This is a genomic window from Pseudomonas sp. ERMR1:02 (assembly GCF_002277815.1).
Taxonomy (GTDB): domain Bacteria; phylum Pseudomonadota; class Gammaproteobacteria; order Pseudomonadales; family Pseudomonadaceae; genus Aquipseudomonas.
In genome coordinates, this window is the sequence record NZ_NKJI01000004.1 from 435,240 (window position 1) to 450,277 (window position 15,038).

The 15,038-nt window shown below is 54.4% G+C and carries 10 protein-coding genes, 6 tRNA genes and 3 rRNA genes; all 19 read right to left on the reverse strand.

The window, feature by feature from the left end:
- Positions 1 to 52: 52 nt before the first annotated feature.
- The gene (rpoB, locus tag CES87_RS10720) at positions 53 to 4,126 is read right to left on the reverse strand and encodes a DNA-directed RNA polymerase subunit beta (RefSeq protein WP_128606094.1); all 4,074 of its coding nucleotides are present in this window, start codon (positions 4,124 to 4,126) and stop codon (positions 53 to 55) included.
- Positions 4,127 to 4,345: 219 nt separating this feature from the next.
- A complete protein-coding gene (rplL, locus tag CES87_RS10725) occupies positions 4,346 to 4,711 on the reverse strand; it encodes a 50S ribosomal protein L7/L12 (protein WP_128606095.1) in 366 nt (121 codons plus the stop codon).
- A 75-nt stretch (positions 4,712 to 4,786) separates the two neighbouring features.
- Positions 4,787 to 5,287 carry a 50S ribosomal protein L10 gene (gene rplJ, locus CES87_RS10730; RefSeq protein WP_128606096.1) on the reverse strand — a complete coding sequence of 167 codons (501 nt, stop codon included), beginning with the start codon at positions 5,285 to 5,287 and terminating at the stop codon, positions 4,787 to 4,789.
- A 198-nt stretch (positions 5,288 to 5,485) separates the two neighbouring features.
- Positions 5,486 to 6,181: a 50S ribosomal protein L1 gene (gene rplA / locus CES87_RS10735; protein WP_003186095.1), complete on the reverse strand. Its 696-nt coding sequence runs from the start codon at positions 6,179 to 6,181 to the stop codon at positions 5,486 to 5,488.
- Positions 6,181 to 6,612, reverse strand: coding sequence for a 50S ribosomal protein L11 (rplK, locus tag CES87_RS10740; protein ID WP_003176435.1), 432 nt, complete (start codon positions 6,610 to 6,612; stop codon positions 6,181 to 6,183). Before rplK ends, rplA begins: the two co-directional genes overlap by 1 nt.
- Positions 6,613 to 6,729: 117 nt before the next feature.
- Positions 6,730 to 7,263, reverse strand: a complete 534-nt coding sequence (gene nusG, locus CES87_RS10745; RefSeq protein WP_007933727.1) for a transcription termination/antitermination protein NusG — start codon at positions 7,261 to 7,263, stop codon at positions 6,730 to 6,732.
- A gap of 9 nt (positions 7,264 to 7,272) precedes the next feature.
- A complete protein-coding gene (gene secE / locus CES87_RS10750) occupies positions 7,273 to 7,641 on the reverse strand; it encodes a preprotein translocase subunit SecE (protein WP_007896620.1) in 369 nt (122 codons plus the stop codon).
- Positions 7,642 to 7,686: 45 nt separating this feature from the next.
- A tRNA-Trp gene (locus CES87_RS10755) sits at positions 7,687 to 7,762 on the reverse strand.
- Positions 7,763 to 7,934: 172 nt separating this feature from the next.
- Positions 7,935 to 8,010, reverse strand: a tRNA-Thr gene (locus tag CES87_RS10760).
- 26 nt (positions 8,011 to 8,036) lie between these two features.
- Positions 8,037 to 8,110 (reverse strand) — tRNA-Gly (locus CES87_RS10765).
- Between the two features lie 23 nt (positions 8,111 to 8,133).
- Positions 8,134 to 8,218: transfer RNA gene (locus tag CES87_RS10770), tRNA-Tyr, on the reverse strand.
- A 142-nt stretch (positions 8,219 to 8,360) separates the two neighbouring features.
- Complete coding sequence (locus CES87_RS10775) at positions 8,361 to 8,801, reverse strand: hypothetical protein (protein ID WP_128606097.1); 441 nt, start codon at positions 8,799 to 8,801, stop codon at positions 8,361 to 8,363.
- Between the two features lie 7 nt (positions 8,802 to 8,808).
- Complete coding sequence (locus tag CES87_RS10780; RefSeq protein ID WP_128606098.1) at positions 8,809 to 9,558, reverse strand: pantothenate kinase; 750 nt, start codon at positions 9,556 to 9,558, stop codon at positions 8,809 to 8,811.
- Entirely contained in the window at positions 9,548 to 10,507 is a 960-nt protein-coding gene (birA, locus tag CES87_RS10785) for a bifunctional biotin--[acetyl-CoA-carboxylase] ligase/biotin operon repressor BirA (protein WP_128606099.1), read from the reverse strand. Before birA ends, CES87_RS10780 begins: the two co-directional genes overlap by 11 nt.
- A gap of 136 nt (positions 10,508 to 10,643) precedes the next feature.
- A 5S ribosomal RNA gene (gene rrf / locus CES87_RS10790) occupies positions 10,644 to 10,759 on the reverse strand.
- A gap of 138 nt (positions 10,760 to 10,897) precedes the next feature.
- Positions 10,898 to 13,787 (reverse strand): 23S ribosomal RNA (locus CES87_RS10795).
- Positions 13,788 to 14,030: 243 nt separating this feature from the next.
- Positions 14,031 to 14,106, reverse strand: a tRNA-Ala gene (locus CES87_RS10800).
- Positions 14,107 to 14,133: 27 nt separating this feature from the next.
- Positions 14,134 to 14,210 (reverse strand) — tRNA-Ile (locus tag CES87_RS10805).
- A gap of 160 nt (positions 14,211 to 14,370) precedes the next feature.
- Positions 14,371 to 15,038 (reverse strand): 16S ribosomal RNA (locus CES87_RS10810); the annotation flags it as partial.

The window sequence follows — 15,038 nt, forward strand, 5'->3', positions numbered from 1 at the left end:
TGGCGGAGCAGAGAGCGGGCAATCCTGCCCCGCTCTCGATTCGCGTCACGTGTTATTCGGTTTCCAGATCGATATCGATGCCGAGGGAACGAATTTCCTTGATCAACACGTTGAAGGACTCGGGCATGCCCGGCTCCATACGGTGATCGCCATCCACGATGTTTTTGTACATCTTGGTACGGCCGTTCACATCGTCCGACTTCACTGTGAGCATTTCTTGCAGAGTGTAAGCGGCACCGTATGCTTCCAGCGCCCAGACCTCCATCTCCCCGAAACGCTGACCACCGAACTGCGCCTTACCACCCAGCGGCTGCTGGGTAACCAGGCTGTACGAACCGGTAGAACGCGCGTGCATCTTGTCGTCTACCAAGTGGTTCAGCTTCAGCATGTACATGTAGCCAACGGTAACCGGGCGCTCGAACTTGTTGCCGGTACGGCCGTCAGTCAGCTGCATCTGGCCGCTTTCTGGCAGGTCTGCCAGTTTCAGCATGGCCTTGATTTCACTTTCCTTGGCGCCGTCGAACACTGGAGTGGCCATCGGAACGCCGCCACGCAGGTTTTGAGCCAGATCCAGGATTTCCTGGTCGGAGAAGTCATCGAGGCTTTCCTGACGACCACCGATCTCGTTGTAGATCTCGTGCAGGAACTTGCGCAGCTCGGCAACTTTACGCTGCTCTTCAACCATGCGGTTGATCTTCTCGCCCAGACCTTTGGCCGCGAGGCCCAGGTGGGTTTCGAGGATCTGACCGACGTTCATACGCGAAGGTACGCCCAACGGGTTGAGGACGACGTCGACCGGGGTGCCATTGGCATCGTGCGGCATGTCTTCAACCGGCATGATCACAGAGACCACACCTTTGTTACCGTGACGACCGGCCATCTTGTCGCCCGGCTGGATGCGACGACGGATTGCCAGGTAAACCTTGACGATTTTCAGCACGCCAGGAGCAAGGTCATCGCCCTGCTGCAGTTTGCGCTTCTTGTCTTCGAACTTGTCGTCCAGCAGACGGCGACGATCAACGATGTAGGCCTGAGCCTTCTCGAGCTGCTCGTTCAGAGCATCTTCAGCCATGCGCAGTTTGAACCACTGACCATGCTCAAGACCGTCCAGCACTTCGTCGGTGATGTCCTGACCTTTCTTCAGGCCGGCGCCGCCTTCGGCTTTGTGGCCGACCAGAGCGGAACGCAGACGTTCGAAAGTAGCGCCTTCGACGATTCGGAACTCTTCGTTCAAGTCCTTGCGGATCTCGTCGAGCTGGGACTTCTCGATCGACAGGGCACGAGCATCACGCTCAACGCCGTCGCGGGTGAAGACCTGCACGTCGATGACAGTACCCTTGGTACCGGTAGGTACGCGCAGGGAGGTGTCTTTAACGTCGCTGGCTTTCTCACCGAAGATCGCACGCAGCAGTTTTTCTTCCGGAGTCAGTTGGGTCTCGCCTTTCGGAGTGACCTTACCAACCAGGATGTCGCCTGCGCCAACTTCAGCACCTACGTAAACGATACCGGCTTCGTCCAGCTTGTTCAGTGCAGCTTCACCCACGTTCGGGATGTCCGCAGTGATTTCCTCTGGCCCAAGCTTGGTGTCACGCGCCACACAGGTCAGTTCCTGAATGTGGATCGTGGTGAAACGATCTTCCTGAACCACACGCTCGGACAGGCAGATGGAGTCTTCGAAGTTGAAGCCGTTCCATGCCATGAACGCGATGCGCATGTTCTGACCCAGAGCCAGTTCACCCATATCGGTGGACGGACCATCGGCCATGATGTCGCTACGCTGAACCCGATCACCTTTACGGACCAGCGGACGCTGGTTGATGCAGGTGTTCTGGTTGGAGCGGGTGTATTTGGTCAGGTTGTAGATGTCTACACCAGCTTCGCCGGTTTCAACTTCGTCATCGGCAACACGAACCACAATACGGCTGGCGTCGACAGAGTCAATCACGCCGCCACGACGAGCCACGACGCAAACGCCGGAGTCACGGGCTACGTTACGCTCCATGCCGGTACCTACCAGCGGCTTGTCAGCGCGCAGGGTTGGTACAGCTTGACGCTGCATGTTCGAACCCATCAACGCACGGTTGGCGTCGTCGTGCTCGAGGAACGGGATCAGCGACGCTGCAACCGAAACTACCTGTTTCGGCGATACGTCCATCAGGGTGACGTCTTCCGGCGCCTTGACGGTGAATTCGTTCAGGTGACGAACAGCTACCAGCTCGTCGATCAGGACTTTCTTGTCGTTCATCGTGGCCGAAGCCTGAGCGATCACGTGATCAGCTTCTTCGATGGCGGACAGGAACACGATCTCGTCGGTAACCAGAGCGTCTTTCACCACACGGTACGGGCTCTCGAGGAAGCCGTACTGGTTGGTGCGCGCATAGGCGGCCAGGGAGTTGATCAGACCGATGTTTGGACCTTCCGGCGTTTCGATCGGGCAAACACGACCGTAGTGCGTCGGGTGTACGTCACGAACCTCAAAGCCGGCACGCTCACGAGTCAGACCGCCAGGGCCGAGTGCAGACACACGACGTTTGTGGGTGATCTCGGACAGCGGGTTGTTCTGGTCCATGAACTGGGACAGCTGGCTGGAACCGAAGAACTCTTTCACCGCCGCAGCCACTGGCTTGGCGTTGATCAGGTCTTGCGGCATCAGGCCTTCGCTTTCAGCCATCGACAGACGCTCTTTGACCGCACGCTCAACACGTACCAGGCCAACGCGGAACTGGTTCTCGGCCATCTCGCCTACACAACGAACACGACGGTTACCCAAGTGGTCGATGTCATCGACGATGCCTTTACCGTTACGTATGTCGACCAGAGTCTTCAGTACCGCGACGATGTCTTCTTTGCACAACACGCCAGAACCTTCGATTTCGGTACGCCCGATACGACGGTTGAACTTCATCCGGCCGACCGCAGACAGGTCATAGCGCTCAGGGCTGAAGAACAGGTTGTTGAACAGCGTTTCGGCAGCGTCTTTGGTTGGCGGCTCGCCAGGACGCATCATGCGATAGATCTCGACCAGCGCTTCCAGTTGGTTGCTGGTGGAGTCGATCTTCAACGTGTCGGAGACGAACGGACCGCAGTCGATGTCGTTGGTGTACAGAGTTTCGATACGAACAACCCCGGACTTGGCGATTTTCGCCAGGATCTCGGTGCTCAGCTCAGTATTACACTCTGCAAGAATTTCACCGGTTGCCGGATGCACAATGACCTTGGCGGTGGTGCGACCCAGGACGTAGTCCAGGGGCACTTCCAGCTCTTTGATCCCGGCTTTTTCCAGCTGGTTGATGTGGCGAGCGGTAATACGACGACCCTGCTCGACAATAACCTTGCCTTTGTCGTCCAGGATGTCCAGGGCCGCGATTTCACCGCGCAGGCGCTGAGGCACCAGTTCCAGGCTCAGGTTTTCGCCTTTCACGTGGAATACGTTGGTGGTGTAGAACGCGTCCAGCACTTCTTCAGTGGTATAGCCGAGCGCGCGCAGCAGTACCGATGCAGGCAGCTTGCGACGACGGTCGATACGCACGAATACACAGTCTTTCGGATCGAACTCGAAGTCCAGCCAAGAACCGCGGTAAGGAATGATGCGCGCGGAGTAAAGCAGTTTACCGGAGCTGTGCGTCTTGCCACGGTCGTGGTCGAAGAACACGCCCGGGGAACGGTGCAGCTGGGAAACGATTACACGCTCGGTACCGTTGATTACGAAGGTACCGTTTTCAGTCATCAGGGGGATTTCACCCATGTAGACTTCTTGCTCTTTGATGTCCTTGATCGCTTTGTTCGACGACTCTTTGTCGAAAATGATCAGGCGCACTTTTACCCGCAAAGGTACGGCGTAAGTTACACCGCGCAATACGCATTCTTTGACATCAAATGCCGGTTCGCCCAGGCGATAACCGACGTACTCCAGCGCAGCATTGCCGGAGTAGCTGATGATCGGGAAAACGGATTTGAAGGCCGCATGCAGGCCCACGTCGCGGAACTGATCTTTAGTCGCTCCCGCTTGCAAGAATTCACGATACGAATCCAGCTGGATGGCCAGGAGGTAAGGCACATCCATTACGTCCGGCAACTTGCTAAAGTCCTTGCGGATACGTTTTTTCTCAGTATATGAGTAAGCCATCAGCGTTCCCCAGCTTGGTCACCTGCTTGTTTGGCCCTCCCGACGGGAGCAGCCAGAAAATCGTGCAAACCCCATGGTTTGCGCCACCGCATCGGGTGGTTACAGCTCGCCATCAGCACCGACCCAGTCGGCCGCCAATAACGGAAAAAGGCCGGTGGCATGAGCCACCAGCCATCAGCCTTTCGCTTTACGCTCGGGCTGGAGGTGCAAAGTCGATGCTTACTTCAGCTCGACTTTAGCGCCTGCTTCTTCCAGAGTGGCTTTTGCTTTGTCAGCTGCGTCTTTCGAAACAGCTTCCAGAACGATGCCAGGAGCGCCGTCAACTACTGCCTTGGCTTCTTTCAGGCCCAGACCGGTCAGTTCACGTACTGCCTTGATCACGTTAACTTTCTTCTCGCCAGCTTCGGTCAGCATGACGTTGAATTCAGTTTGCTCTTCAACAACAGCGGCAGCAGCAGCTGGACCAGCCGAAGCAGCAGCAGCGGTAACACCGAATTTTTCTTCGAAAGCTTTGATCAGCTCAACAACTTCCATTACGGACATGCTGCCAACTGCTTCAAGGATATCGTTCTGAGAGATAGACATGAATCTAATTCCTGATATTGGGGACGGCCTACGCGACCATCGAAAAAAACAAAAAACGCGAGAAGTTGACGAGCCTTAGGCTGCAGCAGCTTCTTTCTGGTCGCGAATTGCCGCCAGAGTACGAGCCAATTTGCTGGTAGCGCCTTGAATCACGCTCATCAGCTGAGAAATTGCTTCGTCACGGGTCGGCAGAGTTGCCAGTACGTCGATTTGGTTAGCTGCGAGGAACTTGCCCTCGAACGCAGCTGCCTTGATCTCGAACTTGTCCTGACCTTTAGCGAATTCCTTGAACAAACGGGCAGCAGCGCCAGGATGTTGGGAGGAGAACGCGATCAAGGTCGGGCCGGTGAACACGTCGTTGAGGACACTGTATTCAGTGTCAGCAACAGCGCGCTTTAGCAGGGTGTTACGTACAACACGTACGTAAACGCCAGCTTCACGAGCCTCTTTACGGAGTCCGGTCATAGCGCCTACTGTCACACCACGGGCATCAGCCACGACAGCGGACAGAGCAGCTTTGGCAGCCTCGTTGACTTCAGCGACGATGGCCTTCTTGTCTTCGAGATTAATTGCCACGGGTTTAACTCCTGCTTGTTACCGTTTCATCTGGCCAAGGCCAGATGTCGTTTTGGTGTCTGATTCGGTAAGGAACCGGGAGCACCATCTGCGTAGGCTTGAGGTTTAAGACTTGCGTCGCCTACGGTCTTGGATAGCCCCCGCCAGGCAGGGACCCCAATCTTTAAATTAGCGCAATAAACTGCGCCAACTTTTGTCTTACGCGTCCAGCGAGCTCTGGTCGATGACCAGACCTGGGCCCATGGTGGTGCTCAGGGTAACGCGCTTGACGTAAATGCCTTTCGAAGAAGCTGGCTTGATACGCTTCAGATCAGCGATCAGGGCTTCAACGTTTTCCTTCAGCTTGACGGCGTCGAAGCCGATCTTGCCAACGGAAGTGTGAATGATGCCGTTTTTATCGGTGCGATAACGAACCTGACCAGCCTTGGCGTTTTTAACCGCGGTGGCTACGTCTGGCGTTACGGTGCCGACTTTAGGGTTAGGCATCAGACCACGTGGACCGAGGATCTGACCCAACTGACCTACAACGCGCATGGCATCCGGGGATGCGATCACTACGTCATAGTTCAGGTCGCCGCCCTTCATTTCGGCAGCCAGGTCGTCCATGCCCACGCGGTCAGCGCCGGCAGCCAGAGCGGCTTCAGCAGCTGGACCCTGAGTGAACACGGCAACACGAACGGTCTTGCCAGTGCCGTGTGGCAGCACGGTAGCGCTACGAACGACCTGGTCGGATTTACGCGGGTCAACACCCAGGTTTACAGCAACGTCGAACGACTCGCTGAACTTGACAGTCGACAGCTCAGCCAGCAGTGCAGCGGCGTCTACAAAGTTGTAGGCCTTGCCTGCTTCGATTTTGCCGGCGATAGCCTTTTGACGCTTGGTCAGCTTAGCCATTACACACCCTCCACGTTAAGGCCCATGCTACGAGCAGAACCGGCGATAGTACGCACGGCTGCATCCATATCAGCTGCAGTCAGATCCGCGTTTTTGGTTTTCGCGATTTCTTCCAGCTGAGCACGGGTCACGGTGCCAACCTTAACGGTGTTCGGACGAGCGGAACCGCTGGTCAGACCGGCCGCCTTCTTCAGCAATACCGAAGCAGGGGTGGATTTGGTTTCGAATGTGAAGCTACGGTCGCTGTAGACAGTGATGATCACTGGAGTCGGCAGACCTGGCTCAAGACCCTGAGTACGGGCGTTGAAAGCCTTGCAGAATTCCATGATGTTCACGCCGTGCTGACCCAGAGCAGGACCAACAGGTGGACTTGGGTTAGCCTGAGCGGCCTTCACTTGCAGCTTGATGTAAGCGGTAATCTTCTTGGCCATGAGGCACTCCAATTACGGGTTCAAACGCCTCGAAAGGCTCCCCGGTTACTTGCGCGTTTATCCCAGTGACGACAAAACCCCACAGCCTAGGGCTGCGGGGTTGGGATGCTTGCCCAGCTAGACCTTTTCGACCTGACTGAACTCCAACTCTACCGGGGTAGAGCGACCGAAAATGAGCACTGCGACCTGGATCCGGCTCTTCTCGTAGTTAACCTCTTCGACCGTGCCAGTGAAATCGGCAAACGGACCATCGTTGACACGCACCGACTCGCCCGGCTCGAACAACGTCTTCGGCTTCGGCTTGTCGCTACCATCAGCGACGCGACGCAGAATCGCTTCCGCTTCTTTATCAGTGATCGGCGCCGGCTTATCAGCAGTACCACCAATGAAACCCATCACCCGAGGAGTATCCTTGACCAAGTGCCAAGTACCCTCATTCATGTCCATCTGAACCAGCACATAACCCGGGAAGAACTTGCGTTCGCTTTTACGCTTCTGGCCATTACGCATTTCAACCACTTCTTCAGTGGGAACCAGAATTTCGCCGAAGCCATCTTCCATGCCAGCCAGCTTTACGCGCTCAATCAGCGAGCGCATGACATGCTTCTCGTAACCCGAGTAAGCATGCACAACATACCAACGCTTAGCCACGGGACACCCTTAGCCGACAATCAAGGAAACAAGCCAACCGAGCAGGGAATCAAGCCCCCACAACAGCAGCGCCATAACCAGAACAACAGCGACAACGATCAACGTGGTCTGCGTGGTCTCTTGGCGAGTTGGCCATACGACTTTACGAATTTCGGTGCGCGCTTCCTTAACCAGCACAAAGAAAGACTTGCCCTTAACCGTCTGCAAGCCTACAAAGGCAGCTACAGCAGCAATGACAAGCAATGCAAGCACGCGGTACAGGATCGGCGAAGCAGAGTAATACTGATTACCAACAACGCCAACAACCACCAAAGCGACTACTACTAGCCACTTGAGCAGGTCGAAGCGAGAGCCTTGAGCTTCAGCTTTAGGAGTCATCTATGAAGATCCTGTGAAAAGAAAGCCAGACACACCTGGTGAATCTGGCAGGTCAGGAGGGAATCGAACCCCCAACCTACGGTTTTGGAGACCGTCGCTCTGCCAATTGAGCTACTGACCTAAAACAAAATCAGGCCGACCATTATGCCGACCCGAAGAAGACATTACAACAACTTGCTCGATCGCCCTGGCCACAACACCAACACCGACCGCACGATCACACTCACAGACAACGAAGCGCAACCGCCAACCCTTAAAACAAAGGCAGATATTTTCATATCTGCCTTGTTATATGGAGCTCTTGAGCGGATTTGAACCGCTGACCTCACCCTTACCAAGGGTGTGCTCTACCAACTGAGCTACAAGAGCGTAACATCGTGCAAAACCTGCAAACTTGGAGCGGGTAGCGGGAATCGAACCCGCATCATCAGCTTGGAAGGCTGAGGTTCTACCACTAAACTATACCCGCGAGGCTTGCAGCTCTCGCTAAAATGGTGGAGGGGGAAGGATTCGAACCTTCGAAGTCGTAGACGTCAGATTTACAGTCTGATCCCTTTGGCCGCTCGGGAACCCCTCCTAAGCGAGCCGGCATTCTATATCATGCCAGCCTTCTGTCAAGCATTTTCTCATTAAAAACCTGAGGTTAGCTGCGTTGACCTCGCTTCACACTGATTACCGCTTTTGGTCTTCACTGTGGAGCGGGCGCCATTCTATGCAAACTATTCGGCGGGCGCAACCCCCTCGCAAGGCATTATTTTATGTTTTAACTCATTGAATTCTTTAGAAAGGTTTTGCAACTGCAAGTCATCCAGCCAGCGCCTGCTTTCCGGGGCTACACGTACCCAGTAACCGGTGGATTCAGAGCTACCTCTGGGCAAAGTCTGAAACTTGACATCCATACCACTTAACCTCCGCTCAAGCCCCTGAGCGACGTCCTGGCTAGCAAAACCACCCAGATACAGGCAACTGGCATCCGCCTGGGCGACCCTTCCTTTGTCTGGGGCCGTATCAGGCGCCTCACTCAACAGGCGAATATCCTGCTGGCCCCCCCGATATAAACTCAACGGCGTTACATCCTTCGCACGCAGAGGAGCCTCTTGCTGATGCCAGATGTAATAAAACACATTGAGAACAAGCAGCAGCAGAAACAACCAACGCATAAAGACCTCAGGACAAAGGGCACGCCATGGCCAAGCCGACAAACACCAGATCCGGAACCACCCTGGCTTCCGGCACGATCTCGGAGACCAAAGCCGCATCACCACCGGTGAGGAACACCGCAAACTCCTCCCCCCAATAGCTGCGCGCCATTTCCAGCTGAGTGTGCACAAAACCTCGAAGCATTAGCAGGCAGCCGCGCTCCACGGCTTCGACGGTTGTGCGACCCGGAACAAGACTTTCCAGAGCACGCTCAGCGGCAACATCACCATAACGAATCTTGCGGGTATGAGTACGAAGCTGGTTGCGCATCAACGGCATCCCCGGACATATGAACCCACCGAGGTGCTCACCATCCCTGGCAACGAAGTCAGCGGTAACAGCCGTACCGAAATCAAGCACAAGGCAAGCACCCGCAGCCAGATGAAATCCACCGAGCAACGCAAGCCAGCGATCGAGCCCCAACCGCTCGAAATCCTCATAGCCATTATGAACGCCGGAGGTTTCCCGCGCCGGCGCTGCACAGACCACCGACACACCAAAGGATTCCCTCAACAGATCGCTCAATACGTCGGTCTCCTCGACCGTCCTGACACTGACCACCCGGCAAAACCTCAGGGACAGGCCGTTGAGCGACTTCAAGCCTTCCAGCAACGCCAGGTCTGAATCAACGACCCCCTCACCTACCACTCGCCGGGCGTTCGCATCGAGCACGCGCCACTTGATGAAACTATTTCCGCAGTCGAGCTCAAGAATCATTGCGCAACCTCAGGCTCAGCTCACCGCCGCTGAAGACTTTTTCCACACCATCCACCTTCAGGCGCAAGGCGCCCTGACTATCGATACCCAGCACTTCACCATCTATCTGGTTGACTCCAGCAATCAACGATACCGCGCGCCCCTGCCACAGATGATTCTGCTCCCACTCAGCCTGTATTGCGCAAAAACCGCCCGCTTGATGACGCGCCAAATACTTTTGTAGCGTCATGCCGAGCTCCGCAACCAAGCGATTGCGATCAAACATCTTGCCCGACTCAAGACGCATGGACGTCCACTGCTGGTCCACCTCATCAGTCATCTGCATGTTTACATTAATACCGACGCCCAGCACCACATGACACACATCTGCAGGATCCCCGACCAACTCCAACAATATTCCGGCAATCTTCTTTTGGCCTACCAGGACATCGTTGGGCCATTTCAAACCCACACCCGGAACACCAAGCTCGCGCAAGGCGTGCATGACGGCGAGCCCGACAACAAGACTCAATCCTTCCAGCTGCCGCATTCCACCTTCAACACGCAACACCAGGCTGTAATAGATATTTTCTGCGAATGGACTCGCCCACTTCCGCCCCCGCCGTCCGCGACCGGCTGTCTGCCGCTCGGCGAGCACTAGAAAGGGCGCAGCCTGAAGCCGCTCGATGGCACGCAAGCCTTCAGCATTCGTGGAATCGATTGAATCGAAAACCAGGACAGGCCAGTCACAAGATGGCGCTAATCGCCCGATCTCAACAGGGTCAAGTAGCGTCAGAGGTGCAGCCAACTGATATCCGCGTCCTCGAACCTTATGAATGGACAACCCCAGCTCAGCCTCCAGCTGCTGAAGCTGCTTCCATACAGCACTGCGACTAACACCCAAGGCGGCGCCCAGCGCTTGCCCCGAATGGAATCGACCATCTTTAAGAAGCTTTAACAACGTCAGCATGCAAGTCTCGCCTTACAATGAGCCCCGCATAATAGCCACGCCCTGGGCAGTTGCATAGAAATCCGGCAAGACAGATTTTTCCGCGCACAAAACAAAACCCCTACCTGCATACGCAGATAGGGGTTTCGGAATTTAATCTTGACGATGACCTACTCTCACATGGGGAAACCCCACACTACCATCGGCGATGCATCGTTTCACTGCTGAGTTCGGGATGGGATCAGGTGGTTCCAATGCTCTATGGTCGTCAAGAAATTCGGGTACCGAACCGTCTTTCGACGCTTCAGCAAATTGGGTATGTAATAGATTTGTGTGTTGTGCGAACTTTCGGTTCATTGCGTCTTCACACACCGCAATCTGGCCTTTCGACGCAAATTGCTTGGGTGTTATATGGTCAAGCCTCACGGGCAATTAGTATCGGTTAGCTCAACGCCTCACAGCGCTTACACACCCGACCTATCAACGTCGTAGTCTTCGACGGCCCTTCAGGGGACTCAAGGTCCCAGTGAGATCTCATCTTGAGGCTAGTTTCCCGCTTAGATGCTTTCAGCGGTTATCTATTCCGAACATAGCTACCCGGCAATGCCACTGGCGTGACAACCGGAACACCAGAGGTTCGTCCACTCCGGTCCTCTCGTACTAGGAGCAGCCCCTCTCAAATCTCAAACGTCCACGGCAGATAGGGACCGAACTGTCTCACGACGTTCTAAACCCAGCTCGCGTACCACTTTAAATGGCGAACAGCCATACCCTTGGGACCGGCTTCAGCCCCAGGATGTGATGAGCCGACATCGAGGTGCCAAACACCGCCGTCGATATGAACTCTTGGGCGGTATCAGCCTGTTATCCCCGGAGTACCTTTTATCCGTTGAGCGATGGCCCTTCCATACAGAACCACCGGATCACTAAGACCTACTTTCGTACCTGCTCGACGTGTCTGTCTCGCAGTCAAGCGCGCTTTTGCCTTTATACTCTACGACCGATTTCCGACCGGTCTGAGCGCACCTTCGTACTCCTCCGTTACTCTTTAGGAGGAGACCGCCCCAGTCAAACTACCCACCATACACTGTCCTCGATCCGGATAACGGACCTGAGTTAGAACCTCAAAGTTGCCAGGGTGGTATTTCAAGGTTGGCTCCACGCGAACTGGCGTCCACGCTTCAAAGCCTCCCACCTATCCTACACAAGCAAATTCAAAGTCCAGTGCAAAGCTATAGTAAAGGTTCACGGGGTCTTTCCGTCTAGCCGCGGATACACTGCATCTTCACAGCGATTTCAATTTCACTGAGTCTCGGGTGGAGACAGCGCCGCCATCGTTACGCCATTCGTGCAGGTCGGAACTTACCCGACAAGGAATTTCGCTACCTTAGGACCGTTATAGTTACGGCCGCCGTTTACCGGGGCTTCGATCAAGAGCTTCGCGTTAGCTAACCCCATCAATTAACCTTCCGGCACCGGGCAGGCGTCACACCCTATACGTCCACTTTCGTGTTTGCAGAGTGCTGTGTTTTTAATAAACAGTCGCAGCGGCCTGGTATCTTCGACCGGCGTGGGCTTACGCAGCAAGTGCTTCACCCTCACCGGCGCACCTTCTCCCGAAGTTACGGTGCCATTTTGCCTAGTTCCTTCACCCGAGTTCTCTCAAGCGCCTTGGTATTCTCTACCCAACCACCTGTGTCGGTTTGGGGTACGGTTCCTGGTTACCTGAAGCTTAGAAGCTTTTCTTGGAAGCATGGCATCAACCACTTCGTCACCCAAAGGGTAACTCGTCATCAGCTCTCGGCCTTAAGATCCCGGATTTACCTAAGATCTCAGCCTACCACCTTAAACTTGGACAACCAACGCCAAGCTGGCCTAGCCTTCTCCGTCCCTCCATCGCAATAACCAGAAGTACAGGAATATTAACCTGTTTTCCATCGACTACGCTTTTCAGCCTCGCCTTAGGGACCGACTAACCCTGCGTCGATTAACGTTGCGCAGGAAACCTTGGTCTTTCGGCGTGGGTGTTTTTCACACCCATTGTCGTTACTCATGTCAGCATTCGCACTTCTGATACCTCCAGCAAGCTTCTCAACTCACCTTCACAGGCTTACAGAACGCTCCTCTACCGCATCACCTAAGTGATACCCGTAGCTTCGGTGTATGGTTTGAGCCCCGTTACATCTTCCGCGCAGGCCGACTCGACTAGTGAGCTATTACGCTTTCTTTAAAGGGTGGCTGCTTCTAAGCCAACCTCCTAGCTGTCTAAGCCTTCCCACATCGTTTCCCACTTAACCATAACTTTGGGACCTTAGCTGACGGTCTGGGTTGTTTCCCTTTTCACGACGGACGTTAGCACCCGCCGTGTGTCTCCCATGCTCGGCACTTGTAGGTATTCGGAGTTTGCATCGGTTTGGTAAGTCGGGATGACCCCCTAGCCGAAACAGTGCTCTACCCCCTACAGTGATACATGAGGCGCTACCTAAATAGCTTTCGAGGAGAACCAGCTATCTCCGAGCTTGATTAGCCTTTCACTCCGATCCACAGGTCATCCGCTAACTTTTCAACGGTAGTCGGTTCGGTCCTCCAGTTAGTGTTACCCAACCTTCAACCTGCCCATGGATAGATCGCCCGGTTTCGGGTCTATTCCCAGCGACTAGACGCCCTATTAAGACTCGCTTTCGCTACGCCTCCCCTATTCGGTTAAGCTCGCCACTGAAAATAAGTCGCTGACCCATTATACAAAAGGTACGCAGTCACCCAACAAAGTGGGCTCCCACTGCTTGTACGCATACGGTTTCAGGATCTATTTCACTCCCCTCTCCGGGGTTCTTTTCGCCTTTCCCTCACGGTACTAGTTCACTATCGGTCAGTCAGTAGTATTTAGCCTTGGAGGATGGTCCCCCATATTCAGACAAAGTTTCTCGTGCTCCGTCCTACTCGATTTCATGACCAAGAGATTTTCGCGTACAGGGCTATCACCCACTATGGCCGCACTTTCCAGAGCGTTCCGCTAATCTCAAAGCCACTTAAGGGCTGGTCCCCGTTCGCTCGCCACTACTAAGGGAATCTCGGTTGATTTCTTTTCCTCAGGGTACTTAGATGTTTCAGTTCCCCTGGTTCGCCTCTTAAGCCTATGTATTCAGCTTAAGATAACCATCTTATGATGGCTGGGTTCCCCATTCAGACATCTCCGGATCACAGTCTGTTTGCCGACTCCCCGAAGCTTTTCGCAGGCTACCACGTCTTTCATCGCCTCTGACTGCCAAGGCATCCACCGTATGCGCTTCTTCACTTGACCATATAACCCCAAGCAATCTGGTTATACTGTGAAGACGACATTCGCCGAAAATTCGCATTGCTCTAAGAGCAACTCACAAATTTTACCTTAGCCTGATCCGTTACCAGTGAAAGTAACGTTCAGTCTATCTTTCTATCACATACCCAAATTTTTAAAGAACGATCTAGCCAAAGACTAGAAATCAACATTCATCACCGTCTCGGTGGAATGCTCATTTCTAAGCTCTTACAACAGAAGCAGTAGTGGTGGAGCCAAACGGGATCGAACCGTTGACCTCCTGCGTGCAAGGCAGGCGCTCTCCCAGCTGAGCTATGGCCCCGTATTTCTACAGGTTCCCACACAAAATTGGTGGGTCTGGGCAGATTCGAACTGCCGACCTCACCCTTATCAGGGGTGCGCTCTAACCAACTGAGCTACAGACCCAATTTCGAGCTACAAGGCCGACCTCACCCTGCTCTTTACCACAAAGCATGGGGTGCGCTCTAACCAATTAAGCTACAACCCGTTAGGGCTGCTTCTTATCGTCTTCTTCAATGAATCAAGCAATTCGTGTGGGAGCTCATGGTGCAGCTGAGTCGTCGATTAAGGAGGTGATCCAGCCGCAGGTTCCCTACGGCTACCTTGTTACGACTTCACCCCAGTCATGAATCACACCGTGGTAACCGTCCTCCCGAAGGTTAGACTAGCTACTTCTGGTGCAACCCACTCCCATGGTGTGACGGGCGGTGTGTACAAGGCCCGGGAACGTATTCACCGCGACATTCTGATTCGCGATTACTAGCGATTCCGACTTCACGCAGTCGAGTTGCAGACTGCGATCCGGACTACGATCGGTTTTGTGGGATTAGCTCCACCTCGCGGCTTGGCAACCCTCTGTACCGACCATTGTAGCACGTGTGTAGCCCAGGCCGTAAGGGCCATGATGACTTGACGTCATCCCCACCTTCCTCCGGTTTGTCACCGGCAGTCTCCTTAGAGTGCCCACCATTACGTGCTGGTAACTAAGGACAAGGGTTGCGCTCGTTACGGGACTTAACCCAACATCTCACGACACGAGCTGACGACAGCCATGCAGCACCTGTCTCAATGTTCCCGAAGGCACCAATCCATCTCTGGAAAGTTCATTGGATGTCAAGGCCTGGTAAGGTTCTTCGCGTTGCTTCGAATTAAACCACATGCTCCACCGCTTGTGCGGGCCCCCCGTCAATTCATTTGAGTTTTAACCTTGCGGCCGTACTCCCCAGGCGGTCA

What these genes read in the sequence shown, in the direction of transcription:
- rpoB (WP_128606094.1), bottom strand. Translation starts at nt 4,126, where the DNA reads ATGGCTTACTCATATACTGAGAAAAAACGTATCCGCAAGGACTTTAGC.
- rplL (WP_128606095.1), bottom strand. Translation starts at nt 4,711, where the DNA reads ATGTCTATCTCTCAGAACGATATCCTTGAAGCAGTTGGCAGCATGTCC.
- rplA (WP_003186095.1), bottom strand. Translation starts at nt 6,181, where the DNA reads ATGGCTAAGCTGACCAAGCGTCAAAAGGCTATCGCCGGCAAAATCGAA.
- rplK (WP_003176435.1), bottom strand. Translation starts at nt 6,612, where the DNA reads ATGGCCAAGAAGATTACCGCTTACATCAAGCTGCAAGTGAAGGCCGCT.
- secE (WP_007896620.1), bottom strand. Translation starts at nt 7,641, where the DNA reads ATGACTCCTAAAGCTGAAGCTCAAGGCTCTCGCTTCGACCTGCTCAAG.
- CES87_RS10775 (WP_128606097.1), bottom strand. Translation starts at nt 8,801, where the DNA reads ATGCGTTGGTTGTTTCTGCTGCTGCTTGTTCTCAATGTGTTTTATTAC.
- CES87_RS10780 (WP_128606098.1), bottom strand. Translation starts at nt 9,558, where the DNA reads ATGATTCTTGAGCTCGACTGCGGAAATAGTTTCATCAAGTGGCGCGTG.
- birA (WP_128606099.1), bottom strand. Translation starts at nt 10,507, where the DNA reads ATGCTGACGTTGTTAAAGCTTCTTAAAGATGGTCGATTCCATTCGGGG.